Genomic DNA, 24,553 nt, shown 5'->3' with positions numbered 1-24,553 from the left:
CGTGATAGAGATCCCGATGCGGTTTTTTTGTGCTTTGATCCAAGCCGCGATATTCGAGGCGCTGTCAGGGAAAGACAATTCGATAGAATGCGTTTTTACGACAACGACGGTGAAGGTTGATGGATAAGAAACAGAAAAAGCGGCTTGATGTGATCAACAAAAAACTGACCAGCTTGCGACAGCAATTGTCAGGGTCGCGGCAACAAGCTGACGACCTTGATGAGTTGAAAGAGCTTGAAGACCAAATCGCCAAGCTCGAAGCGGAAGCCGCCGCAATCAAAGCGTCCAAGTAGAACGCTTCGGTGCCATGCGTTGGTCATCTTCGTGTGGCTTTCTCAATCGCCACATGGACAGGCGGCATTCTTGCCTCCGATGGACGGCAATGAATGCTGCGTTGCTTCAACGCTCGATTCGCTGAGGCAGCGCAACGCGCTGCTTTGGAATTAGAGATGTGTTTCCCGATTGCCTGAAGCCTGTGCCCCGTAGCCTGCGTCCTGTGCGAGACGTTCACAGCTTTGGCATCGACGGCGTTGGGCTTTCGGCTAACGCCTTGTTTGGGTGCGAAACCGTTTGATCAATCGGTGAATTCGTAGTCTGGACGCACGGTCTTGTACCAGTCTTGCCACGCCAATTCGCCATTGAGTCTCGAAGCCTCATCAAGCACATCTGGCATGTCGAAGCCTTCAAATTTACGACTGATGAATCGCAATGAGTCTCTGGCAAATCTTGGAACCTCTGGATCGGGGTCGCTGAGTGCATAGATCAGTGTTGGAACCACATCAAAGCTGTCTGCCGTTCCTAGCACACGTGCGGCAACTCGGCGTGCTTGGTGAGACTCGCTCCCTCGCAGGATTCGCTCCATTTGATCGATCTCGTTGGCACGTTTCTTGGGATCGCGTGAGAGTTTCATGTTTTCCGCCAGTGCCTGGCCATCTAGCTTGTCGGCACCAGAGGCTTCAAGCAGTTTCAGCATATTGTCCATCGACTGTGCAGCACTGGGCTGGGTTGCTTTGCCATCAGCGGTCAGCGTCGAGTTGCTAACGTCTTTTCCAAATCCGTAGCCGCCCTGAGTGTCTGAACCATAGGCCTGATTCAGCGCCTTCTTGGTGCTGCGAATCAGGGCCAGGACTGCAAAGCAGGTGTTCGCTGGGGCACCGATCCCGTTGGTTCGTAGCCAAGAACCATCAGCACTTTGTTTTTGGCGGAGTTCATCAACGATGCGGTTGTACCAAGGTGTATTGTCGGCGATCGGCTGGCCTTGGGCGATGTCGGAAAAGCTCTGGTAGCGTTCCTCGGTGTAGCACGAGTAATAGTAGAACTGTCCGGACATGCGGTTCTTGTTGTTGTTTGCTCGTTGCCAGCCTTCCATTCGCCGACATGAATCCACCAGGCGTGCGTTGGGAATGCGACTGAGGTTATTCTTCTTTTTCGCGTTGGGGTCGATTTTGACCTCTTTGATCGCTTTGGGCAGATCGATCAACGAAGGGTCTTCTTGGGTCTTCGTGTCTCCCCACATGCCCAGCACATCGCCGCCGATTAAGAGAATCGAACCGCCCGCATAACCCATGCTTTCAGTGACTTCGTGCTGTTTGATGAGTTGTCCGCCGGCGGGCAGCTCGCCTTGATAGGGAAATCCACCGGTGGGATCCTGAACACGAAGCTGCCAATTCATCGACAATTGCAGACGCGAATAATCGATGGAAAAATCATGAATGTCCAGCGTCCACAAAGCCAGAATGACGTACTGAGTCTGTGAGGTGTCCCCTTTCTTTTCGGCGGGGTAGGTGTAACCACCGTGCGATGGTTGCACTCGATTGAAGTATTCAACGATCGTATTCAGTTCGCTGCGGTATTTGTCGACATCGACTTCGCAGAACAGCAGTGCCGAGATTGCGGCTTCATAGTTTGATTTTGAAGTGTGTTCCCGGGCCGCTTTTGCGGCGTACTTTTGGGCTTCCGCAAGGGCCTTTTGGACGACGGGGTTTTGTGCGTTGTGATTCTCCTTCATCAGCGTGTAGCCGACCAGGACCAGCTCATTCGGCGCCGTTTGGGCGCTGTTCAAGTACTGAATCGCTTTTCCAACCATGTTCTTAACGACAGGGTCTTCCGGCGTGTACGCATCGCTTTGTTGACCGCCCAGGCAAAGCATGCTGGTCAACAAGAGGATGGAGCAAGCGGCCCGCAGAGTGAAGTTGTTCATCGTTCGCTCGAAAAGAAAAAGGAAAAGCTGTCGGCAGTTGACCAGAGCATGCGAGTTTCCGCTGTCGAAGGCATTCGGGCCGGCCTGAACAATTGACGCTGCCAGCCGAATGACCGCTCTAGAAGTCTAGTACTGATACCCGAAAATTATAGCAAAGAGCGGTTCATTGCAAAACAGTAGCCGGACCTGACAGCGGAATTGGCGTTGTGACCGGAATAAACGCGACAAAATCGCGGCAAATCTTCGGTGCTCGGGCAAATCTCGAGGCGTCCAGTCGGGACGATGCCCTGTTTGAAGGTCAATTTTTCCGTGAAGCTGTTATAGTGTCGGCGAAAAGCCCACCGCTGCAGCCGCCAAGGCCAGGATCTCTCTTGCTTTGTGGGCACCGCTGGGTTTGTCTTTGGCGACGCTGGGTTTGTCTTTGGCATCGCTGGGGCGGAATCTCGCCGCGTGTTCGCAGTCCTCAGGTGGACGTTCTGCCTGGTGGCTTCGCTGTTAGCGGAGCGAATTGGCTGGGAAACCAGACGTGCTGCTGGAAGAAAGATTAAGAAACTTATGCCTGTTCGACATGCCATTCGATCTGTTCTCCGTCCCATGGTTAGGGGGGTGCGGGAGATGCTTGCCGAACCGGAGCCTGAAGTTCAGTTTGGCCCGGTCCAGCTGACCGATGGGCCCGCCGCCGGCGTGACTTTGATTTTACCTCGGCCGAGCGAATTGACTGAGTTGATTGTCAATGGTGCCTATGAACCGACGACCAGCTTGGTGATGGCACAGTTGTTGGCGCCCGATGATCATTGCTGGGACATTGGTAGCCACTATGGTTACTTTACCTCCTTGATGGCAAAGCTGGTTCCACAGGGCAGTGTCAATGCATTTGATCCTTTGCCAGCGCATGTTGATCGCTTGCGACAGGGGATGGCAACGTCGGGGCTCGATCACGTGCACGTCCATCAGCAAGGCGTGGCGGGACAGTCTGGTGAAATGGTGCTGCGTTTCGCCCAGGATGGTCAAGATGACTCCATGGCGTATTTGGAAGACTACGGCGGAGTGAAGACGCCACTGGCAGATCAGAATTATCCGGACTTTGGTGCTCAGAGCGTTCCCGTCGTCACGCTTGACGAAATTGATGCCGCCGTGCCGGCCTTGATCAAAATCGATGCCGAAGGGGCTGAGGCGGCGATCCTGTCCGGCGGAGTCAATTTGTTTCGAACCGCTCGTCCACGCGTCTTGGTGGAAACTCATGGTGTTGGCGAAGCGCTTCAGTGCGCCAACCAGATGCAAACGCTTGATTACATTGCCTTGGCGTTGTCGCCCACCAAAGAGACCTTGCCCGTCTTGTGGGTGCACAACCAGGACCAACAGGCTCGCGAGTGCCTAGAAACAGTGACAGAGTCTCCGGTGAGAATCCTTTTTCAGCCGGAACGGTTAACCGCTGGCGAGACAAGCGGTGACGCGACAGCCGGTCGGGAGCAGGGTTGATGAGCGCCGGAGACGCCGGCGAGTGGCCGGAGGTGACGGTTGCTATTCCGGCTTATAACTTGCAATCGTATTTGCCGGACACGATTCGCAGCGTGCAATCACAAGACTATCCGGGCAAGGTCCGCATTCTTGTGCTCGATGATGGCTCCACCGATCAAACCTTAGCGCTCGCTCAGCAGATGGCTGAAAGAGATCCGGCGATGGTGGTCATCAGTCAAGCGAACCAGGGTCGCGCTCTTGCTCGGCAACGGTTGTTGGAAACCTGCGAGACGGAGTTCATGGCTTGGATCGACGCCGATGACTTGGCGACCCCGACTTGGTTGACCGATCAGGTCTCACGCTGGAACGAGGACTCTGAGCTCGCAGCGGTCGGTGGTCAAGGCTATGCAATGTTGCCTGATGGGTTACCGCTGGGACCGATTGAGCATCCCTTAGAGTCTGCTGCGATTGAACAGCGGCACGTCGAAGGCCATGCCAATGCGTTCTTTCAGTCCTGCGTGACGACGAAACGTTCCAAGCTTCTTCAAGCCGGCGGCTACCGCGAAAAGTACCATGCCGCGGAGGATTATGATCTGTGGCTGAGGTTGACGGAACTGGCTCCCATCGTGAATGTCGATCGACTGCACCTGCTGTATCGTGTGCATGCGGCCTCGGCCAATTGGACCTTAACTCACGTTCAAAAGGAACAAGGTCACCAAATTTTGAACGAAGCCCGCATTCGGCGTGGCTTGCAAACGCGCCAGTCGCTGGTTCATCCAATCAATGATCCGCACCTTGATGATCGCAATCGCCGTTTGTACTGGATCAATATCGCGCTCAAACACGGGAACGCCTATTCAGGCTTGCGGATGAGCTGGACCGCTCTTGGGCGTCATCCGGGCCAGCCACTGGTCTGGGCGGCGATGTTACTGTGTTTGATGGACACGGTGACTTGTCTTGGCAATCGAACGAAACGTTTTGTTCCTGGTCAACAACCGCAAATCAGAACCTTGCCGCGTTTCAGTGCGTATCGTCTTGCACGCTGGGCGGTGCATGTGAAACGACGCTTCAGGAAGGCAGGCTGATGATTGAAAGCATTGCCGGCAGCGCGGAGGCTTTTCAAACGCTTCGATGTTAAAGTTAATCTCCGATCGTTTGCAGTTCGATCGATCTCTGCAATGGGTGTTGCTGACTCGACTCTGGCACACTTTGTCGGGTCCGGTCACCATTGCGCTGGTGATTGGCATGATGTCATTGTCAGAGCAGGGGCTGTATTACGGTCTGATCAGCGTGGTCGGTATTCAGGCCTTCTTTGAGCTTGGATTGCCAAGCGTGTTGGTGACACAGGCCAGCCACGAATTTGCGGCCGGTGGAGCCACTCGATTACCGCAGTCGCCTGCCAAGACTTTGGCTCGGTTGCAGGCCTTGCTTGAGTCTTCGCGGACTTGGTTTGCTCGCGCTGCACTGGTTTATGTGGCGGTGGGGTTGGCGTTGGGCGTCTACACGTTTTGGACCGAAGAGAGTTCGGATTGGATCTGGCCGCTGGTCTGGCTGATTTTGGGATCCGCTCTCTCGGTGGCGCTGACGCCTTCGGTGGCGTTCTTAGAAGCCGTTGGGTACCGGGAAGACGTGTATCTGTTTCGGTTCCTGCAGTTCGGTTGTGGTAGCTTCGTCGTTTGGTTGGGCTTGGTGCTGGGGGCAGGTTTGTGGGTCTTGCCGCTGTCTTCGGCGGTTCAGGCACTCTGGACTTGGGGACTGATTCATTGGCGTCATCGCGACGTGTTTTCCTGTGTTCGGGACGCCGCTGCGGAACAGGCTTCATTTTCTTGGATTGAAGAAGTGCTGCCCATTCAATGGCGCATGGCGGCCATCAGTTTGGTGTGCCACGTTGCCACGCAGTTCTTCACGATCATCATCATTCGATTCTGGTCGGCTGATCTGGCGGCACCCTTGGGGACAACGCTTTCTGTGACTTCAGCGATCGGGATGTTGGCCATGGCCTGGGGGCAGACAAAGTTCCCGTTGATCTCCCAGTATCACGGGGCGGGCGATCGCGAGCGTGCGGGAACGCTGTGGCGTCAGGTCGCTTTGCTGTCCACCACGTTGATGGTCTTGGGCTTGGCAGCATTGCTGGTCATTCTGCTTGGCCTGCCGCTGTTAGAGACTTGGGTGGGCAAGTCGTTGCAAGATCGTTTTCTCACGCCAAGTCAATTGCTGATTTATGCTGCCGGGAACTTGCTGATTCATCTGGTGACACTGCAAGGCATGTATGTGCTTGCCCAGAAACGAAACCCGCTGACCGCCGCAACGGTGATCGGATTTGGCATCCTGGCCATCTCGGTTTGGGCCGGCGGTTACTGGGGCGGCGTCGATGGTTTGCTGATCGCTTACACAGTGACGGTGGCAGCGGTGACGTTCCCTGTTCACACGCTGGCGTATCTGCGATTGCGAAAGCAACTCACGGTGTAGCGGATCGCTTACCGGCCTAGAGCCACTTGCTAAGCTGTGAGTACACGGTCCAAGTACCGGTGATCAGCATGCCCAAGGCCGATAGCCACAAGCACATGTCCCAGAACGTGCTGGGCTTCAATTCCTCCACACAGCGTTTGTAGCGAAAATACAAAGCCGCACCCGCCAGCATCGGCAGCATTACCCCTTGCGCGATGCCACTGATCAGAACAAGCCCTTTCGGATCGGGGATGAAGATAAAGATCACCAAGCAAAGGATTGGGAAAAATCCGCTCAGAAAGCGAATCCACTTTTGACGTGTGACCTCGTCCGGTTTGATCACGCCGATCACTCGCAGGCAATCGGAAAACGCGCGAGCGTGTGAAGCGTTGGCGACGAAAAAGGTGGAGTACAGCACCGCGACGGCGCCACACAAGAAGATCATTGACGCCCATTCGGAAAACACTGGTTGGAACATCACGGCCAACGTCCGCACCATGTCGGACTTCTCAGGGGCCAAGCCAACGCGGTGCAAGACCGAGGCTCCTAAGACGTAAAACGCAATGGTCGAGAACGTGTAAATCAACATCGCTCCCCAGGCGTCAACTTGCATCACACGCATCCAGCCCTTGGCGCGTGCTTTCCATGCCTGGCTGTTGTCGTTCTTGCCGGTGAACTTGGCGTAGCCTTTCTCGAGACACCAATACGGGTAGGTGACCAGTTCCGCCGCCCCGACGCCAATGATGCCGAAGGTCGCCAGAGCTGCGTAAGTAGACTCTTTCCAGTTTTCGGTTTCGGAACCAAAGGGCACCATGCCCGTCCAAAACTCTTGGGCGCTGAAGGCAAACTCGGCCTTGCTCTGCAACCAATAAACGTTCAGCACCACCAAGGCGGTGAAGGAGCCGACCAGCGCGGTGCTGAAGGTTTGGATCAGGTTGTAACGCCCGATGACTAGAATCACGCTGGTGACCACTGCGATCATGGCAGCCCAAATCACCGTGTCGTACGGCAGGCTGCGCGCTTGGGCTTCACCAACTGGGTAGGCTTGGTCGTATTCCGCCCAATAGTTTTCGGTCTCTCGTGGAGCGGCAGCGGTCAAGGCAGCGGTTTCATTGGAGGCTGCCAGCTCTGCTTGTTCTGCCTTCGATGCGCCCTGACGACGTTCATATTCAGCCAAGTAGCTGTCAATCTGTTGCCGCTGTTCCAAATCAGCGGCCGCGTTGTAGGCCTTGGCTTGTTCGGTCATCGGCGCGCTAATGGCAAGCGACTGGCCGACGCCGCCAACGATCCCGCCCAGCTGCGCAATGCTGGCGAACCACATGATTAACCAATACCAAACCAACCAGTTGCCACGACCCTTGATGCGTGGGCCGGGAACCTCGTTCATTGCCGTCATGGTCGTTTTGCCACTGATGATGGCGTAACGTCCGAACTCAATCTGGGCGAACACTTTGATCACACAGCCAATCAGGATCAACCAGAGCAGCGAGAAGCCGGCCTTGGCGCCGGTATGCGTTGTCGCAATCAGTTCGCCACTGCCCACGATGGAGCCGGCGACGATCAACCCAGGCCCAACAGCAAACAGGATGCGAAAAAACGATTTTGGGGGTTCTTGGATTTCACTCATGGCGGAGCAGTGTAGCAGAAGGCGCCCTTGAGTGGTTCATTGACGACCAGAAGTTGGAAGAAGATTCCCGGATGGGGGCAGGGGATGCTTGCAGCCGGCAGGGGAGCGGTCGATACTAGAAGAGGGTGTCACTGCGTTGCGCTGACCAGTGAAGCGAGAGTCTCGACCAGAACATGCTTAGCTCGACATGCTTAGCTCGTTCTTTGCTTGCTGTGCTTCCATTGCTTTTCACTCCTTGGCCATCGAGCCGACAAATGCAAACTGTCCAACGCCGGCGCGTTGTGCCAAACCAGACGGTGCCCGACAAGCACGACCGCATCCCTAGCCCTTGAAACAATCGACACGGTAAAGAAGGCATCGATGGCCGCTGATCAGCCACTTGATACGACGATAGGCGTTGTCACTCCCGAGAACATCGCGTTTGAATACCAGTTGGCTGGTCCGTTTCGCCGTTTGCCTGCGTTCGTGATTGATGTCTTTGTCGTCATTGGGATCAACATCGGGTTGGGGTTCTTGTTAGGCTTGATCGCTTTCCTGCTGACCACCACTGTGACGGCGATTTTGGAGGTCTTGGGCGTTGGGCTATTCATCGCGGCGACCTTGTTTGTTGCTTGGTTCTATGGAACCCTGATGGAAGCTCATTTCAACGGACGAACAGTTGGTAAGTGGATCTGTGGGTTGCGCGTGATTGAGATTGATGGACGTGCCGTCACACCGCGTAGCGCTTTACTACGCAACTTAGTCCGTGTTGCCGATTTTTTTCCCATCGCGTTTACCAGCGTCGGCATGGAGTTTGGTGCTCTGGTCTGGTTGGTGCCACTGGGGATGCTGGGGTTGCCAACGGGGATGGTTGGATTGATCACCATGATGATGACCCGTCGCTTACAACGGCTCGGTGACTTGGCTGCCGGGACGATGGTGGTGGTGGATGAACGGAAGTGGCAATTGCCGGTGGCAAAGGTCGATGATCCGAGAGTCCCCGCATTGGCCTCGTTCATCCCGGCTGACTACCGCGTCACGCGACGGATGTCACGAACCTTGGCAACCTATGTGGAACGGCGAGCGTTTCTGACTCCCGGTCGGCGAACCGAAGTGGCGCGTGCCTTGGCCGATCCCCTGGGCGAGTTGTTTGAGTTTCGCAAGGACATCGATCCGGACCTGCTGCTCTATGCGCTTTACTACCAGACGTTTTTGAAGGACAGCAGCGCTCCGTTGCCTGACGTCGGGAATCTTTCGAATTACAGCCCGTTGGCCAGAGACGCGCATCGGCTGAACCAATCGCCGCCAGCAGTCAATCCACCACCAGCAGTCAATTCACCAGCAGTCCCTCAGGCAGTTGGCAGCCCAGCGGTTGTAGAGCCAGCTGCGATCCCCTCTAGCCGGCCAGCCAGCTCTCAGGCAGGATCTGCATCCAGCGTGTGGGAATCAACCGGCAAGCCTAACACCATGAGTCAACCGCCAACGGGGCCGAGCATGAATCGGGAAGACCAACCATGAACGTTGCCAAGCTGCTTGAAAAGAGACGCAAGGACTGGAATGAGCTGGAAAGGTTTTGCGAGGCCATGGAGGTCAGTGGCAAGACCGACAAAGCGGGTCCGCAATATCGTGGTGCGCAGGGCGTCATGCGATTTTCGTCGCTTTACCGAGCGGCCTGTGCTGATCTGGCTTTGGCCGATGCCTACCAGTTGCCGCCCAATACGGTGACGTACTTGCACCGCTTGGTGGCTCGTGCCCACAACCAGCTGTACCGAACCGAATCGGCCAATGTGGCCAGCTTTTTTAACATGCTGATTCACGAGGCGCCACGGCGGATCTTTTCGGACAATTGTGTTCGCGTCGCCGCACTGATTTTTTATGGCCTGTTTGCTCTGGCGATGTTCATGGGCATGTCTGACAAGCAGTTCCCCGGTTTTGCCGAAGCTGTGTGTGGGACAGATCAGTTGGAGGCGACTTCTGCCAATTATTCAGAATTCGATTTCGGTCGTGCCACTGGAACCAACAGCGTGATGGCTGGATTCTACATTCGCAACAACACACAGATCGGCTTGCAGTGCTTTGCGCTGGGCATGCTCGTGATTCCTGCCATCTTTGTCTTGGCGTACAATGCGGTGGTGCTGGGCTCTGTGTTTGGATACATGGTGCGTGACGGAGTTGGCGGCACGGAGAACTTTTTGCAGTTTGTCACTGCGCATGGTCCGTTAGAGTTGACTGCGATCGCGTTGTCCGCTGGTGCGGGGCTACGAATTGGTATGGGAGTGTTCTACACCGAAGGTTTGGATCGAGTGGATTCGATTCGTCGCGCTGGGAAACGGGCCGTGCCAATCATTTCGGCGGCGGCCATGATGTTTATTCTGGCGGCCTTTACCGAGGGGTTTTTGTCGCCCAGTGGTGCGCCCTACATCGTCAAGGTCGGGTTTGGAATCTTCTCTGCGATGCTGATCAGTCTTTATTTCGTGGTGTTAGGTTTCCCACGCACACAAGCGGTCGATCAGTCCTTGCGACGATCGGTTCGATTTGGCGAATTGCGTGACGAGGCCTCCAGCGCACAGCAGGCGGGGTGATCCATGCAATTAGATCAAACGCATGTTGCCGTCCGCGTTCGCACGCTGAGCGAAATTGGCGATCTGATGTTGGTGCTGATTTATCAGTATCCCAAGATGTTGTTTTCCAGTTTCCTGATCGGCGCGTTCCCTTGGATCATTGCCAATACATTGATCTTGGGTTGGATTCCATTGGTTGAAATGGAATTCGGGTGGGATGACGAGCAGTCGGCAGGTCGCTTGTTTAGCTACCTGGTGTTGATGGGATTCCTAATCTTTTTGCAAGTCCCGTCCGCTGGCGTGGTGACGACGGTTGCTTTGGGCCAGGCGGTGTTTGAAAAACAGCCCAGCGTGCGGCGGGCATTGAGTTCCGCCAGGAAACGCTGGAAGAGTTGGTTCTATTGTCTGGCCGTCAGGCGGCTAGCCGTGCCGATGATGTTCATTGCCGCGATGTTTTCGTTGGGTTTAGGAGAAAGCGACTTCGTGACGTTGGCGTGGTTTTTGGTTGTGATTCTGTTCCTGATCGCTTTGGTGATCAGGGGCTCCAAACCCTACGTCCCCGAAATGATTCTCCTGGAACTGTGTCCGCTGCGGTCAAAGGATCCCGGGCAAATCACGTTGTCCAAACGCTCTCGCGCTCTGCATCGCGCTGCCGGTGGTGACGCCAGTGGCCGCTGGGTGGGGACGTCGGTGATGTTGATGGTGATTGCTGGCGGGCTGTTCTACAGCATGTACTGGTTACGAGGCGTGATCGTCGGTTATTGGGACATTGGCCGGGTGGTGTTGTTGGTGTTTTACCCGGCCGCCTTGTGGATCGCTGGTGCACTCAGTGTCGTGCTGCGGATGTTGTGTTACGTTGATTCTCGGATTCGCACCGAGGGCTGGGACGTCGAATTAGCGATCCGCGCCGAAGTCCTGCGGCAGTTTCCTGAGGACGAGGGGTTTGGTGAGGCGACCGTCAGCGGGCGCAGTGCGTCACAAAAGAACGTCGCTGCCACACCCGAGCCTGCCACACCCGAGCCTGCCACACCCGAGCCTGCCACACCCGAGCCTGCCACACCCGAGCCTGCCACACCCGAGCCTGCCACACCCGAGCCTGCGTCACTGCGTGGAGGTGGATGATGCTAAGAACTTTCAATCCATTGGCGGCTCGACGGTTGAGTTTCGCCGCTGCCTGTTGTCTGGCGTTCCTGCTGCCCGCTGGGGTGGCGTTCGGCCAGGCGGCAACGCCACAGCCCGGTGAAGCCTCCACAGCGGGCGTTCCAAGCATTCAAAAACAGCTCGCCAGTAGCCCTTGGTATGATGCGGAGACCAAGCAGATCAAGCCTGTCCGCGTCGAGATTCCCACCGCTGACTCCATCAATCGCAAGAGTCGATGGCTGCCGAAACCCAAGACTGTCAAGACCAGCGTTTCGACCAACACAGCGACAGGAGGCACCACGGCCAGCACCTCCAGCGGTCTGTTCAATTCAAGCGTCACATTTGGCCATTTGATGGCCTGGGCATTGGTGATCGTGATCGCGCTGCTGATCATCGGGTCGGTGCTGTATATGATGAGTCGTTCGGAACGCTCGCAGCGAACCGGCGGAGGTCATGACGGTGATGAGGGTGAGCTTCCGAATGAACAGTTGCTTGAACGAATCAAGCATCTTCCGGCTGAGTTGCGACGAACCGACGTCAACTTGCGCACCGAGTGCGAGCGGCTGATGAAGGAAGGGCAATATGACCAGGCAATCATTCTGTTGTTGGGCCATCAGCTTTTGATTTTAGATCAAGCGGGTTATTTGCGTCTCAACCGAGGCAAGACAAACGGGCGTTACGTTCGTGAAAGCGGGCGTCAGGATGCCGCCGTTGGACAGTGGCTGAAACAGACCAGCCAGGCATTTGAAGCCTCGTATTTTGGCCGGCACGCTTTGGCCGACGATCTGTTCACGAGGCTTTGGTTACAGAATCGTGAATTGGAATCCAGCGTCGCCGAAAAGGAGGCAATGGCATGAAAGTATCCACCGTTTATCGATTCCTGCTCTGTGGGTTATTCGGGTTGATGGTCGGCTGTGGCAGCCAGTTAACAACGGACTACGGCAAGAGCAAAGGCTATTTTGCCCGCAGTAGCTTGAATGGCTTTACCGCCTTTCGACAAAGCTGGGAAGATGCGGGCTATCAGTCCACCGATCTGACTCGGATGTCTGATCGAATGCGAAATGTGTCGGTGATCGTCTGGACACCCCCGCAGATGAATCCGCTCACCTGGGAGAATGTCACTTGGCTAAACAATTGGATGCGACAAGGGCGTCGCACGCTGGTCTACGTGGTGCCCGACAGCGGCAGTGAGGCTGCATTCTATGCCCAGGCGTACCCGCTAACCGAACCGAGTCAGCGTCTGAATTATCGTCGCCGTTATGCCGAAGTCCTGGTGCGTGAACACGCCTATCAAGTGCGGCGATCGGCGTATTCACCAGGGAACTGGTTTACTGTCCGTCCCCAATTAAGTTATTCCCCCATGGTCTCGCTGCGAAACGGCCAGGGCGACAACGCGCAGCCGACCAGTGTAGACGCCAAAGGTGGATCGGATGGTCAAGCGCCTTCGCTGGCCAGTGGTGACTTGCAACGACGTTCGTCCGAGTGGGTGGTGGAGACCTTGGACAAGAATGCCATGATCAATCGCTCGGGCAGTTTTAATGGCCCGACAGGACCGTCCGCGTCGGATTACGTCGAGTGGTATGAGGCGTCAGACGTTTCCGCGGACTCAGAGCTCACGCCGCTGGTGACCACCGAAGACGGAGACACCTTGGTGGCCAAGGTGGTCAGTGACCAGTGGCCAGATTCACAGGTCCTGGTGGTGGCCAACGGTTCGGCGCTAACAAACTTTGGTTTAACCGATCCCAACAATCAGTCTCTTGCGCAATCCTTGATTGATGATGCGGTGGCGATGGGAGCTGGCAACCAGCCGACGCAGGCCGAGTTAGCCAACGGATCGTTGGTGGCTTTCACCGATGCGGCGGGCGGGATTTTGGTCAGCGAGCCGATGGCCGAAATTCCTCGTGCGACCGGTGCGGAAATGCTGGCCAAGTATCCCTTGAGTGTCGTGACCATTCATGGCGCAGTGTTGGGCTTGGTGATCTGTTTGATGCTGATGCCAGTTCTGGGCCGCCCCAAGAAGGTGCCTCATGAACAGCTGACGGATTTTGCCGACCACATTGAAGCCGTTGCGGTCTTAATGCAAAAACGCGGTGGCGAACAGTTCGCTAGGCAGCGGATCGGCGACTACATGACGCGCATTCGTGGTGAAACCCACGGTCCTTGGGTCGCTGGCAGCGAGGGCGCGGCAACAACGGTTCGCAAAGTGACCGTCAACACGCTATCGTTAGACAAACGCAGATCGCAAACAAACACACAGCCACCTGAAGGCCAGCCAACTGAACGTCAGTAACCTGGCACGAACGTTGGCAACGCAGGGACTGGGACCGACGGCGACCTTTTCTCTTGATCTCATTTTGATGCCCATGGTCGACGTGGGCGGAACAACTTATTCATCTGAAACCGCAACATCGAGACAATAAACGCGAGAGTCAACGTTGAACGAACAAGACCCCAATCAAGCACCCGATGACTTGCTCTCCGGTGAGCTACTTTCCGGTGAATCTTTGTCCAATCCCTCGTCGTCACTTGGTGGCGCCTCGGGCGATGCAGCAGCCGCTGGCAATCAGCCCGCTCGCGTGGGAGCGTTCTCGCCAACGCAGAAGAGTCCCAAGTTTGAAAAGGTGGAATCGCTGTTTCACGAAATCACCCGTGAAGTTGGCAAGATCTTTGTGGGACAGGACGAATTGGTGCTGGGAACGTTGACCGCGCTGTTCGCTGGTGGTCACGTGCTGATCGAATCGGTGCCAGGGCTCGGTAAGACACTCTTTGTGCGGACGCTGGGACGTGTTTTGGGCTGTGACTTTGGGCGGATTCAGTTTACCGCTGACTTGATGCCCTCTGATATCACCGGTGCACCGGTGTTTGACATGCAGAACAGCGAGTTTCGTTTTCGAGCCGGGCCGGTGTTCACGCAGCTGTTGTTGGCTGATGAAATCAACCGGTCGCCAGCCAAAACTCATGCTGCCTTGCTGGAGATCATGCAGGAGTATTCGGTGACCATCGATGGGACCAGTCATGCAGTCCCACAGCCCTTCCTGGTGATGGCAACTCAGAACCCGTTGGAAAGTGAAGGCACCTATAACCTGCCCGAAGCACAGCTTGATCGGTTTATGTTGAAACTGAAGGTCGATTACCCCAGTGAGGAACAGGAAGCAGAAGTCTTGAAGCTGCATAGTCGACAGGTCGACCTTAGCCAGCGACTGCAAGATGAAGTGCGCACGGTGACCAATCCCGATGGGGTGCGGAGCCTGATCCAGTTGTGTGCATCGGTCAACGTTGAAGACTCACTGGTTGCTTACATTAACCGCGTTGTCCGCGCCACTCGCAACTGGCCGGCGTTTCACATCGGCGCATCGCCTCGTGCTGGGTTGTCCTTGATGCAGTGTGCTCGGACGCTGGCCGCATTCTCAGGACGCGACTACGCGATTCCTGATGACGTTGTTGAAATCGCTGTTCCAGCACTTCGGCACCGAGTGCAGTTGAGCGCTGAAGCGGAGATCGAAGGCCGTGATGTCGACGAGGAGCTGTCGGCCATGATTCGTGGAATCGAAGTTCCACGCGACTGATCATGGATTCTTGCCTGGGATGGGGTCGGACCGGAGACGCGGGTTAGCGTTTCCAGTCGATCATCATGGTGCCGTTATCGGCGATGTCTAGCATGGGACGCGCCATCGGGCCACGCTCGAGGTTCATGAAGATCCCCGGTCGCCACTGCAAGCCGAAGCTGATGTTCCAGGACTCGCGAAAACCGCTGCTGGCCGAGTCGATGCGGTCGGGGCTTAGATAGGTCGCTCCGGTGTACAGCCCCAGTGTTGGGCTCAGCGATTGATTAAAATCACCGCCGAAGACAAAATCCCCGTCTGCTCCACCAAGAAACAGGTTCAGCGTGGACGGCGTTGGACTCTGAGGATCAGCAAAGTTAATGCGGTAAAAGAATCTCACTTGGGATGTCGCGTTGTAGCGAATCGTTTCACGAATTTGCGATCCGCTGGCATCTAGGATCGTCGCCCCGGTCGCTTCGGTTCCCATCGGCACCATCCATTGGATGCCCCAGTCGTTGCCGCTCATGTTCATCCAACTGAACTCGCTGCGGAACTGCCAGAGGTCGCCGCGGAAGTACCAGTCTTGATGCTGGTAATCAAACAGCGTGGCGAACTGCAGGCCGCAGGTCGCACGATGAAAGAAACCACCGGTCCAGTAATACTGGAATCTTGAATCCGTGGTGCTCCCGCCGCCGGACAGATTGGATTCCACCAGCCGCATTCCCGACTGCCAGCCAATCGGCAAACCAACGAAGTCCAGTGGCGTAGCATGGTTCATCGACTGATAGAAACCAAAACTGCCTGTGCCACGTGTGTTCAGCATTGAACCAGAGATCGGCGGGTAATTGATGGGCCCAGTGAAGGCATTGACCCCGATTCCGTATTCATAGCGTGTCAGAAGCGATGCGCAGTCCAACCAGTGCGGCATGCTGCATGCGGGACAGTACTGGGCTTGGTCATTGCAAACCGAACAGGGAGCCTTTTCACCCAGCAGTCCCGACGGTGCATAGCAGTTGCTGCCAACGTAACCGCCGCCACCGCCACTGCAACCGGCGTTACCGCAAACGCAACCGGCGTTGTGTGTAGAGGTCGCGCCTGTTTGCGATTGACCGGGTTGCAACAACCCAGGGCCGGGAAGTTGCTGTGCAGGGTACGTCGAGTACGGATCTGCTGTTGGCTGGCCAGGGTAGGGTGCGGCTGGCAGAGCGGTTCCCGGTTGGATGGGTTCGCTGTGTTGAGTTTGGAGCGTGCTGTCGGCAATCAGTCCGCTGCCGGTCAGCAATGAATTCGGTGCCAGGGCGTTTGAATTAGCCGTCCAGTGTCCGGTCGGGAAAACCGCTTCGTCGCAATGCAGCGTTCGCTGATGGCTGACCTGCTTGATCGCTGAAGTCGCCTGAGCCTCGGAGGCAGATTGTTGATCGCTAGGTGTAGATTTAGGGTCTGATGGCAGCGGGAGTACAACGAGTTCAACGAGCGCACTGAGGTTGTCGTTCTCGGTGGTGTTTTCGACCGCTGCTTTTGCTTCGTCCAAGCTCACGCGATCCGCTTGAACGGCATTGTCTGCCATCTGCACGACCGGAGTCTGTCCAGTTGCCGCTGCGCCCAAGCTGACTGTCATTGCAAACATGCTGAACGCGACCGCGACTGCGACGCCGCAGCGCTTGATTAGCGAACGTTTGCCAGCCGCATGCCGGGGGGCAGCTTCTTGCAGCGTGGTGGGAGGCGCTGGCAAGACAGACCGACCGGGAAGGGTAGGCTGCAATTGCATCTGGTGCAGGGCCGTTGATCCATTGTTTTTTGAGATCATCGACCGAGCGAACGGCATCAACTTGATGGTTGACGTTATCATTTCCTGAGCTGCCCCGCTCTCTAGTTGAACGTTAATCGGGGCGCCGGAATGTTTGGATTTAGGCTACAATGTTGCAGGCTATCCCAGTGCGGTTCTTGCCCCGTACCGCGTTGCATTCATCCACTGATGAAATGTCACTGGTATCTTCGGCCCGCAGAATCGTTGCCATTAGAAAAGTTTTTGTAACCGGTACTGTTTAACATGATGAAAGCACCTACATTGCCCCGTAAAACCCAGCGTTTAGCGGGCGGTTGGCCTGTTTTGACCGACTGCCCTCACCGTTCAAATTATGGCTCAGTGGGCAACTGTTTGGGTGGCATTGCCAAGAAAATGGGAATTCGATGGACGGTCTGGCAAGTCGTTTTGTTCATGGCGATCGTCGGTGCCAGCCCCGTTGCAGGGCTGGCTCAGGAGACCGACGAAGCTGGCACGCAAGCGACGGCAGAAGCGGTTCCAGTGACTCAACCCGCCGGCGACGACAAGCCGGCTGAGAGCGACAAGCCGGCTGAGTCAAGCGATACACCGGAGGCCATTGCCAAGCCAGCTGCGGTGCCCCAGCCGATCGACGCAGCGACCGCCAAGGTTACGTATCCGCGCGCGGTCTCGATCGTTGGCAAGGGACTGGCGGTGGTTGATCTTGATCTGCCGGGCGTCTGGCTGCATGAGGGAGAGACCTCTACGCTGCATACTCCGGGCACAAAGCTTTATCGCAAGCCGATGAACCGCCCTTGGTGTGCGATCGCACATCCCGAAGGCGGTCTGCTCATCAGCGATTCTGCCACACGAGAGATCTATCATGCTGCCAAGCCAGGGGCGCAGCTGACAGCACTGACGGCAGGGTACCTCGGGATACCGATGGCCCTGGCGGTCTCGCCTGACGGAACGACGTTGTACGTTGGCGATGCTGAAAGACGCTCGGTGTTTAAACTGCCGATCACTGGCGGCACGCCTGCTTTGGTGGCCAAGGGCGTCAATGCTCGAGCGCTGTCGTTCGATGCCGAAGGCATGCTCTGGGCAATCACTCCCGATGCGAACGCAGTCGTCATGATCGATCCTGCCAGCGAAGAGGATCCGCAGCAATACCGTGGAACCACGGTTGTGGGTGAGCGTCCCTACCAGTTCCCCAACGGGCTGGTTTGGGCAGGCGAAGAAGGCTTTGTAACCGATAGCTACGGCAAAGCGATTTGGCGATTTACCAAAGATGGCAAGACCGAAATCTGGCACCAAGGCGAGCCGCTGGATCTGCCCGTCGGTATCTGTGCTGATCAGGACGCTGTCTACGTCGCCGATCCAAGAAAAAAACAGGTCTACCGCTTTGATCGGAAAACCAAAGCAGCGGAACCTGTTTTTAAGTAAGCAACACTTCAAGCCAACAGCATCAAGCGGTTCGCAATTCGCATGCAGCCGCTTCAGCGGGCCGTCCACGTCGCGAGCGACTCTGGTCCGACAATTGGCTTAGCGGACACTTGGCTTAGCGGACAATTGGCTTAGCGGACAATTGGCTTAGCGGACAATTGTGCGGCCGAACTTCGTGATCACCACGTCCACACACTCACCGCAATCGAAGCGGTAGGTCAGGATCTTGCGACCGAACAGTCCAGGGTGGCAATCAACCAAGCAAGGTGTTTGTCCTGCACAGCAAGCTGGCAGGCAAGCAGAGACTTGGTAGGTGCAGCAAGTGCATGGATCTTTCACGCACCAGCAGACCTCTGCTGGCGGTGGTGGGCAAGGCTTGCAGCAAGGTTCGCAGCAGGCTGGAGCACAGCAACGATCTAAGTGGCAAAGGCCAAACAGGCCAGCGGACGCGTTGCTACTAGCAAGCATGCTAAACATCAGCGCCGAGCAAACGGCGATAGCTTTCAAACTTTTCATCTCGGGAGGTTCAACCTTCTGTTCTTGAATCAATTTTGAGCAAAACCGCGGTAAACGGCGGAAAGACGCCGCATTCTTGTTACAGTCCTCTAGGTCCTACAAGAGACAAGAATTCCTTAAACCGCAGGTTTTCTCTTCAATGAACCTACTGGTGTTTAATCTTGCGGGTTGTGCGGACTTTCCAGTTGTTTTTTGGGGGTGCCCCTCACCACACCGGGGACTCGGGCGGCAAGAAATCCAGCGAATCGCCGGCGGAAATCCAGTGTTTGAGCTTCGTTGAAGTGCACAGCCGGGCGATGGGCGATGATTGGATCGCTGCGTTCGGCCCTCCGGCCAACTTTCTGTGCTTTCCTGGTTTGCCGTGCTGTGGGCCCAGAATTTGGAAGCGGGCTAGCGGCTTCGCTTGAGAAATTGATACATCGCAGATCAGAAGCCTTGCTTGGCAAGCACAACGCAGAGGCTTCAATCGCCTTTCGATGGGTGGGAAACGGCCCTGGGTTTCGCCACCGAATGAACCACATGGATGCCAGGAATCTGAATCGATCAATGCAACGAACACCTCACATCATCCGTCGATCCAGCGGCCGCATTTGTTCAGCAGTGTTGTGGTTGAGTTTCACGCTGCTGATCGTGAGCAGCGGATGCGTGCGTCGCCGCATGATGGTTCGCACCAGTCCGCCAGGTGCGACCGTTTCGGTAGACAATCAAGTGATTGGTGTTTCACCGGCCGCCACGCCCTTTGTCTACTACGGAACACGAGAGTTTCGGATTGAAGCGGATGGCTATCAGACGGAAACCATTCGTCGCAAATTCAAACCACCTTGGTATCAATGGCCCTGCGTTGATTTCTTTGCCGAGACGCTCTGGCCTGGCGAGCTGCGAGATGAGCGAATCATTGATGTGACGTTGGTTCCCAAAACCACCGTCAGCCAAGAAGAAGTGTTGGCACGCGCAGAGAGTTTAAGGGGACAGTCAAGCGCCGGGCTCGTCACTGCACCGCGGCAGTGAGAGCGGGGTTACGGTGGGTCGACGCAGATGCGTGGTGGCAATGTGTCAGATTGCCAGCGTGAGGTTGCCAGCGTGATCTTCTCAGTCAGCTCGTGTTTACATCACCGAGAAGTGTTTACATCACCGAGAAGTAGTTTTCGACAGCGAAGTCCAGGTAGTCGTTTCGCAGTTCAACTTCCAGGCCGTTGTACAGGCAGAAGTTCTTCACTTGCAGCAACAAGTCACGGGGTTGGCAGTTGCGAAACGGTCGGTTGATCGGCTTGTAGTGATTCTCGATCAGGTAGTCGATGGCGTCTTGGTTGTACGGAACCTTGATCACGCGGCACATGATTTCGAACAGTTTGCGAAAGTCTTTTTCCGGTGGGTTCTCGATTTCGATCTTATACGGGATCCGCCGCAGGAACGCGTCATCAACCAAGTCCTTGGGTTCCAGGTTGGTGCTGAAGATCACCAGTTGGTCGAAGGGGACCTGGATCTTTTTACCGCTGGACATGTTTAAGAAGTCATAGCGTTTCTCCAGCGGGACGATCCAGCGGTTGAGCAGTTCATCGACGCGCATCTTTTGGCGACCAAAGTCATCGATCACCAGGGTGCCGCAGTTGCTCTTCAGTTGCAGTGGTGACTCGCTGATATTGGTTTCGCGGTTGCTCATCACTTCCAGCATTTCCAGCGTCAATTCACCACCGGCGATGATGGTTGGTCGCAGGATTCGGACCCAGCGTTTGTCATAGCCCGCTTCGTCCAGGAGCCCGGAGCTGTCCTCGGGCATGTCCAGTTCATGGTTCATGGGGTCAAAGACACGCATGATTTCGCCATCGACATCAATGGCTCGCGGGATCCAAACGTGTTTTCCAAAAGCGCTCGTGACTCGTTCAGCGATCGAGGTTTTACCGTTGCCGGGGAAGCCAAACAGGAACATCCCGCGGCCGCTGGCGACAGCTGGCCCCAGGCGGTTTAGGATTTTGGGGTTGATCAGCAGGTCATGAAACGCACGCAGTAGATTGTCTTTCTTGGGGAATTGTCCTTCAATCGTTTGGTAGCGAACGCTCTTAACGTAGTCGCTTAAAACGACCGGACAGGAGCCTGCGTAAGTGCAGTCATTGTTATGGTTGCGCGCGATCTTGCGACCTGATTCCGTCAAGATGTAGACGTAGTCATTCGTTGCCGTTGCGCTTTTGTAGGCGATGTTCTGTTCCATCTTTAGCCGCGCCAGCAGCGGTTCCAGCATGCGGAAGGGGACCTTGACGTTTTCGGCAATGTCGCGTCCTTGGCATTCCCCGATGTTCAGCAGCGAACGGTAGACGATGGCTTCCAGGATGGATTCATTGATGTTGCCCTGAAGCAAGTTTTCCGGCTCGGCGGGCCGCCATGCTTCGTCACGTGATGGCTTGAAGCCCATGGGCTTCCGCAGCGCTTGCGGGCCGTCGGCCACATACTGTGTCGGCATGGAGTGGGAACTTTGGTGCAGCGCCGGAGTTCCAGGGACGCCCGGTGGTGGCGCGACCGCGGAGGATGGCGCCGCGCTGGTTGCAATGGGCGGTGCCGCATGAGTGGCTTCGCTCAACGGAGCTGCTGGTGGCTGGCTTGGAGTGCTGTGCCCGGCAGCGCCTGGTTGAGGCATCATCGGGGCGGCCATTGGTTGACCAGCCGGGGGCAGTGCCACTGCTGGTGTGCTGGGGGCGGCTGGCTGCCCAGGACCAGATTGCCCAGGACCAGATTGTCCAGGACCAGGTTGTCCAGGACCAGGTTGTCCAGGACCAGGTTGTCCAGGCCATGGCTGTCCAGCATTGGTTTGGCTAGGCGGCATCGGCATCGCCGGGCTGGCGGCAACGGGCTGGCTGGGGCCGGGGCCGTTTCGTCCATCGCCTTGTGGCCAAGCTGGCATTCTGGGTTGCGGAGCAGGCGGTTGAGGTGCCGGAGGCTGGTTTTGATCCCTGGTGGCCTGAGCGGCGAGGGCCGCGTCCAGTTCCTTTGGCCGGGGCATCTTCGGAGTGCGGAACTCCGGGGTTTCCGAAGCAGCCATCTGCTGGGGGGCTGCGCTGTTTGGCGCAGACGTTGTCACGCCAGTCGTTGGGCTGGCATCTTCAGCCGGCATCGATGCAGGTCGTGGTTGTTGCTTTTCAGCAGTTCCATCAGCACCCGCCAATGCGTTGATACGTGAAAGCAACGCATCCAGTTGGGCGTCAGCATCACCGGGAGTACTTGGTGGTTGGGGTGTGGTAGACATGGGCGGGCAGGCTTTAGGGTGCGATCGTGATTTCGGCGAAACTGCGTTGAAACTCAGGAGCTCCGCAAATCGGATGGACTTGGGGCGCCGATGGAGCGGGTATCGACCTTTACGGGAGACCCGCTGGACGGTTTGTGGAGCGGTGTGATGGTTCCGCGCTGGCCGCTGGTTGAACTTGCCTGCTTGATCAATCGTGGCGGAAATGCCGAATTTGCAGGCGATCGTCAGCGCCGCGGTCAACTCAGTCAGGCGTCTGGGGCACAGACCGATCAGTTCGCAGCCGGTTGAGTTCCCAGTCAATCAGCCCACACCTGACAGCCAGGGAGGGGCGATTCGCTGGACCTCGCATTGAATTGGAACGCAGTCACATTGCAAGCATTGCTCAGAAACGCCGTCGGCAGCCTGTGTTGCAGTCCAGTTTTCACTGAAAACAGCCTGCCAGGAGGCGAAGGAACGGCAGAAGTGCGCATTCGGGAGAATGAATTGGAGAATGGCCCGCGAGATTAATTGCACCGTAAACGCCGCAATTAGCGGTGTTTGAGCCGCAACTCAATAGCACTCACGAGCGCCGAGGCAAACGCGCCGAGGGAATATTCAACAAAAGTTCATCTAGCCACTTGCGGACAAGAAGCAACGGCCTTACATTTCCGCCCACACAAACGACAAACGTTGCTTCAAAACAACTCTGTCCCGCGTGTAACCGATCATTGACAATTTGGTGGTGAATTATTTGTTGAGTTCAGCAGTAGCGAGATCGCTTTGCTGGAGTGTTAACTCACTTCAGCGAAAAATGGCGAATCGCTGGGCCGCGCAACCGATGCGGCCCGGAGCAGAATTAAGCTTTCGGTTTTAACTTTGATTTCTCCAGCCATCGCTTCGGCGGCGGTTGTGAATCGATACAAAATTGAAGGGTTTGATCCTGGCTCAGAATGAACGTTGGCGGCGTGGATTAGGCATGCAAGTCGTGCGAGAAGTCAATTAGCTTGCTAAGAGACGGACAGCGGCGAAAGGGAGAGTAACGCGTGGTTACGTACCCAGAGGACCAGGATAGCGTTGGGAAACCGGCAGTAATACTGGATAATATCTTTGGATCAAATGGTGTGATTCCGCCTGTGGATCGGACCGCGTACTATTAGCTTGTTGGTGGGGTAATGGCCTACCAAGGCTGCGATGGTTACCGGGTGTGAGAGCATGGCCCGGCTCACTGGGACTGAGACACTGCCCAGACACCTACGGGTGGCTGCAGTCGAGAATCTTCGGCAATGGACGAAAGTCTGACCGAGCGACGCCGCGTGCGGGATGAAGGCCTTCGGGTTGTAAACCGCTGTCAGTTGGGAGGAAAGGCCTGTGAAGAGCAGGCCCTGACCGATCTTCAGAGGAAGGACGGGCTAAGTTCGTGCCAGCAGCCGCGGTAAGACGAACCGTCCAAACGTTATTCGGTATCACTGGGCTTAAAGCGTGCGTAGGCGGCCTGGCAGGTGAGATGTGAAAGCCCACGGCTCAACCGTGGAATTGCGTTTCAAACCGTCAGGCTTGAGGAAGACAGGGGTGTCGGGAACTTATGGTGGAGCGGTGAAATGCGTTGATATCATAGGGAACACCGGTGGCGAAGGCGCGACACTGGGTCTTTACTGACGCTGAGGCACGAAAGCTAGGGTAGCGAACGGGATTAGATACCCCGGTAGTCCTAGCCGTAAACGATGAACACTGGGTTGAGGGGACTTCCACATCCTCTCGGCCGTAGCGAAAGCGTTAAGTGTTCCGCCTGGGGAGTATGGTCGCAAGGCTGAAACTCAAAGGAATTGACGGGGGCTCACACAAGCGGTGGAGGATGTGGCTTAATTCGAGGATACGCGAAGAACCTTATCCTAGATTTGACATGCTTGAGAGTCTCTATGAAAGTAGAGAGTGCCCTTCGGGGAGCTCTTGCACAGGTGCTGCATGGCTGTCGTCAGCTCGTGTCGTGAGATGTCGGGTTAAGTCCCTTAACGAGCGAAACCCTTATCTCTAGTTGCCAGCGGGTAATGCCGGGGACTCTAGAGAGACTGCCGGTGTCAAACCGGAGGAAGGTGGGGATGACGTCAAGTCCTCATGGCCTTTATGTCTAGGGCTGCACACGTCCTACAATGGCACGGACAAAGAGAAGCAAAGCCGCGAGGTGGAGCAAATCCCAAAAACCGTGCCTCAGTTCGGATTGCAGGCTGCAACTCGCCTGCATGAAGCCGGAATCGCTAGTAATCGTAGGTCAGCATACTACGGTGAATGTGTTCCTGAGCCTTGTACACACCGCCCGTCAAGCCACGAAAGTTGGGAGGGCCCGAAGTCGCTGAGCGTACAGTTTACTGACGCAGGCGCCTAAGGTCAGCTCGACGATTGGGACTAAGTCGTAACAAGGTAGCCGTAGGGGAACCTGCGGCTGGATCACCTCCTTTCTAAGGATTCTTAGAATAGGGAGACACTGGTGACAGAGTCTTCCGAATCCGTGGAAGTGATCTCGCAACTCGACTCAACAACGAAGTTTACTTCAGATTCACCACCAAACATCACGAAAGCCCGCTTTGGATCGTCGCCTTCCAAAGCGGGTTTTTTCGTGCGCGCTTCGAAGCGCCAAAAAATGCCACGCCCCATCACTCGCCCACCGA

General features: G+C 56.1%; 18 protein-coding genes and 1 rRNA gene. 14 read left to right on the top strand and 5 right to left on the bottom strand.

Going from position 1 to position 24,553, the window contains the following annotated elements:
• Nucleotides 1-119: 119 nt before the first annotated feature.
• Nucleotides 120-293 carry a hypothetical protein gene (locus SV7mr_RS25470; protein ID WP_419187446.1) on the top strand — a complete coding sequence of 58 codons (174 nt, stop codon included), beginning with the start codon at nucleotides 120-122 and terminating at the stop codon, nucleotides 291-293.
• A 281-nt stretch (nucleotides 294-574) separates the two neighbouring features.
• Here SV7mr_RS25470 and SV7mr_RS15510 read toward each other — a convergent pair whose 3' ends face one another.
• A complete protein-coding gene (locus SV7mr_RS15510; RefSeq protein WP_145274005.1) occupies nucleotides 575-2,200 on the bottom strand; it encodes a hypothetical protein in 1,626 nt (541 codons plus the stop codon).
• Nucleotides 2,201-2,755: 555 nt separating this feature from the next.
• Between SV7mr_RS15510 and SV7mr_RS15505 the strand changes: the two genes are divergently transcribed.
• From SV7mr_RS15505 to SV7mr_RS15495, 3 genes are read left to right on the top strand one after another with little or no spacing between them, the layout of a single operon-like run.
• The gene (locus SV7mr_RS15505) at nucleotides 2,756-3,679 is read left to right on the top strand and encodes an FkbM family methyltransferase (RefSeq protein ID WP_145274002.1); all 924 of its coding nucleotides are present in this window, start codon (nucleotides 2,756-2,758) and stop codon (nucleotides 3,677-3,679) included.
• The gene (locus SV7mr_RS15500) at nucleotides 3,679-4,743 is read left to right on the top strand and encodes a glycosyltransferase family 2 protein (protein ID WP_145273999.1); all 1,065 of its coding nucleotides are present in this window, start codon (nucleotides 3,679-3,681) and stop codon (nucleotides 4,741-4,743) included. Before SV7mr_RS15505 ends, SV7mr_RS15500 begins: the two co-directional genes overlap by 1 nt.
• 46 nt (nucleotides 4,744-4,789) lie before the next feature.
• Nucleotides 4,790-6,127, top strand: coding sequence for a polysaccharide biosynthesis protein (locus tag SV7mr_RS15495; protein WP_145273996.1), 1,338 nt, complete (start codon nucleotides 4,790-4,792; stop codon nucleotides 6,125-6,127).
• 16 nt (nucleotides 6,128-6,143) lie between these two features.
• On the opposite strand, the gene SV7mr_RS15490 is transcribed toward SV7mr_RS15495, so the two are convergent.
• Nucleotides 6,144-7,733: an Nramp family divalent metal transporter gene (locus SV7mr_RS15490; RefSeq protein WP_419187445.1), complete on the bottom strand. Its 1,590-nt coding sequence runs from the start codon at nucleotides 7,731-7,733 to the stop codon at nucleotides 6,144-6,146.
• Nucleotides 7,734-8,093: 360 nt separating this feature from the next.
• Between SV7mr_RS15490 and SV7mr_RS15485 the strand changes: the two genes are divergently transcribed.
• The 6 genes from SV7mr_RS15485 (at nucleotide 8,094) to SV7mr_RS15460 (ending at nucleotide 14,979) form a co-directional block, all read left to right on the top strand.
• Complete coding sequence (locus SV7mr_RS15485; protein ID WP_145273993.1) at nucleotides 8,094-9,230, top strand: RDD family protein; 1,137 nt, start codon at nucleotides 8,094-8,096, stop codon at nucleotides 9,228-9,230.
• A complete protein-coding gene (locus tag SV7mr_RS15480) occupies nucleotides 9,227-10,294 on the top strand; it encodes a stage II sporulation protein M (protein WP_145273990.1) in 1,068 nt (355 codons plus the stop codon). Before SV7mr_RS15485 ends, SV7mr_RS15480 begins: the two co-directional genes overlap by 4 nt.
• Before the next feature lie 3 nt (nucleotides 10,295-10,297).
• On the top strand, nucleotides 10,298-11,395 hold the full coding sequence (locus tag SV7mr_RS15475; protein ID WP_145273987.1) for a hypothetical protein: 1,098 nt from the start codon (nucleotides 10,298-10,300) through the stop codon (nucleotides 11,393-11,395).
• Entirely contained in the window at nucleotides 11,392-12,270 is an 879-nt protein-coding gene (locus tag SV7mr_RS15470) for a hypothetical protein (protein WP_145273983.1), read from the top strand. Before SV7mr_RS15475 ends, SV7mr_RS15470 begins: the two co-directional genes overlap by 4 nt.
• Nucleotides 12,267-13,703, top strand: a complete 1,437-nt coding sequence (locus SV7mr_RS15465) for a DUF4350 domain-containing protein (protein WP_145273980.1) — start codon at nucleotides 12,267-12,269, stop codon at nucleotides 13,701-13,703. The genes SV7mr_RS15470 and SV7mr_RS15465 overlap by 4 nt, the downstream gene beginning before the upstream one ends.
• A gap of 286 nt (nucleotides 13,704-13,989) precedes the next feature.
• A complete protein-coding gene (locus tag SV7mr_RS15460; protein ID WP_145278487.1) occupies nucleotides 13,990-14,979 on the top strand; it encodes an AAA family ATPase in 990 nt (329 codons plus the stop codon).
• 43 nt (nucleotides 14,980-15,022) lie between these two features.
• On the opposite strand, the gene SV7mr_RS15455 is transcribed toward SV7mr_RS15460, so the two are convergent.
• The gene (locus tag SV7mr_RS15455; protein WP_419187444.1) at nucleotides 15,023-16,723 is read right to left on the bottom strand and encodes a DUF6666 family protein; all 1,701 of its coding nucleotides are present in this window, start codon (nucleotides 16,721-16,723) and stop codon (nucleotides 15,023-15,025) included.
• A gap of 282 nt (nucleotides 16,724-17,005) precedes the next feature.
• Between SV7mr_RS15455 and SV7mr_RS15450 the strand changes: the two genes are divergently transcribed.
• Together SV7mr_RS15450 and SV7mr_RS15445 are read left to right on the top strand one after the other, a co-directional pair.
• Nucleotides 17,006-18,160, top strand: a complete 1,155-nt coding sequence (locus SV7mr_RS15450) for an SMP-30/gluconolactonase/LRE family protein (RefSeq protein WP_419187443.1) — start codon at nucleotides 17,006-17,008, stop codon at nucleotides 18,158-18,160.
• Nucleotides 18,161-19,222: 1,062 nt separating this feature from the next.
• Complete coding sequence (locus SV7mr_RS15445; RefSeq protein WP_145273974.1) at nucleotides 19,223-19,684, top strand: PEGA domain-containing protein; 462 nt, start codon at nucleotides 19,223-19,225, stop codon at nucleotides 19,682-19,684.
• 115 nt (nucleotides 19,685-19,799) lie between these two features.
• Here the strand turns inward: SV7mr_RS15445 and SV7mr_RS25465 are convergent, their stop codons facing one another.
• Nucleotides 19,800-21,911 (bottom strand): ATP-binding protein, encoded by a 2,112-nt coding sequence (locus SV7mr_RS25465; protein ID WP_419187442.1) that lies wholly within the window; start codon nucleotides 21,909-21,911, stop codon nucleotides 19,800-19,802.
• A 90-nt stretch (nucleotides 21,912-22,001) separates the two neighbouring features.
• Here SV7mr_RS25465 and SV7mr_RS15430 point away from each other — a divergent pair, with 90 nt between their 5' ends.
• Both SV7mr_RS15430 and SV7mr_RS15425 read left to right on the top strand, forming a co-directional pair.
• A complete protein-coding gene (locus SV7mr_RS15430; RefSeq protein WP_145273967.1) occupies nucleotides 22,002-22,199 on the top strand; it encodes a hypothetical protein in 198 nt (65 codons plus the stop codon).
• Between the two features lie 613 nt (nucleotides 22,200-22,812).
• Nucleotides 22,813-24,343, top strand: a 16S ribosomal RNA gene (locus SV7mr_RS15425).
• Between the two features lie 10 nt (nucleotides 24,344-24,353).
• Here SV7mr_RS15425 and SV7mr_RS25460 read toward each other — a convergent pair.
• The coding region (locus tag SV7mr_RS25460) for a hypothetical protein (protein ID WP_419187441.1) at nucleotides 24,354-24,553 on the bottom strand (200 nt) is incomplete at its 5' end.

The sequence above is a fragment of the Stieleria bergensis genome (assembly GCA_007745635.1).
Lineage (GTDB): Bacteria > Planctomycetota > Planctomycetia > Pirellulales > Pirellulaceae > Stieleria > Stieleria bergensis.
This window is presented reverse-complemented; position numbering and strand designations above follow the sequence as displayed.

Excerpts from the sequence above, each read along its gene's own strand:
- SV7mr_RS25470 (WP_419187446.1), top strand. The coding sequence starts at position 120 with ATGGATAAGAAACAGAAAAAGCGGCTTGATGTGATCAACAAAAAACTG.
- SV7mr_RS15510 (WP_145274005.1), bottom strand. The coding sequence starts at position 2,200 with ATGAACAACTTCACTCTGCGGGCCGCTTGCTCCATCCTCTTGTTGACC.
- SV7mr_RS15505 (WP_145274002.1), top strand. The coding sequence starts at position 2,756 with ATGCCTGTTCGACATGCCATTCGATCTGTTCTCCGTCCCATGGTTAGG.
- SV7mr_RS15500 (WP_145273999.1), top strand. The coding sequence starts at position 3,679 with ATGAGCGCCGGAGACGCCGGCGAGTGGCCGGAGGTGACGGTTGCTATT.
- SV7mr_RS15495 (WP_145273996.1), top strand. The coding sequence starts at position 4,790 with ATGTTAAAGTTAATCTCCGATCGTTTGCAGTTCGATCGATCTCTGCAA.
- SV7mr_RS15490 (WP_419187445.1), bottom strand. The coding sequence starts at position 7,733 with ATGAGTGAAATCCAAGAACCCCCAAAATCGTTTTTTCGCATCCTGTTT.
- SV7mr_RS15485 (WP_145273993.1), top strand. The coding sequence starts at position 8,094 with ATGGCCGCTGATCAGCCACTTGATACGACGATAGGCGTTGTCACTCCC.
- SV7mr_RS15480 (WP_145273990.1), top strand. The coding sequence starts at position 9,227 with ATGAACGTTGCCAAGCTGCTTGAAAAGAGACGCAAGGACTGGAATGAG.
- SV7mr_RS15475 (WP_145273987.1), top strand. The coding sequence starts at position 10,298 with ATGCAATTAGATCAAACGCATGTTGCCGTCCGCGTTCGCACGCTGAGC.
- SV7mr_RS15470 (WP_145273983.1), top strand. The coding sequence starts at position 11,392 with ATGATGCTAAGAACTTTCAATCCATTGGCGGCTCGACGGTTGAGTTTC.
- SV7mr_RS15465 (WP_145273980.1), top strand. The coding sequence starts at position 12,267 with ATGAAAGTATCCACCGTTTATCGATTCCTGCTCTGTGGGTTATTCGGG.
- SV7mr_RS15455 (WP_419187444.1), bottom strand. The coding sequence starts at position 16,723 with ATGCAATTGCAGCCTACCCTTCCCGGTCGGTCTGTCTTGCCAGCGCCT.
- SV7mr_RS15450 (WP_419187443.1), top strand. The coding sequence starts at position 17,006 with ATGATGAAAGCACCTACATTGCCCCGTAAAACCCAGCGTTTAGCGGGC.
- SV7mr_RS15445 (WP_145273974.1), top strand. The coding sequence starts at position 19,223 with ATGCAACGAACACCTCACATCATCCGTCGATCCAGCGGCCGCATTTGT.
- SV7mr_RS25465 (WP_419187442.1), bottom strand. The coding sequence starts at position 21,911 with ATGTCTACCACACCCCAACCACCAAGTACTCCCGGTGATGCTGACGCC.
- SV7mr_RS15430 (WP_145273967.1), top strand. The coding sequence starts at position 22,002 with ATGGAGCGGGTATCGACCTTTACGGGAGACCCGCTGGACGGTTTGTGG.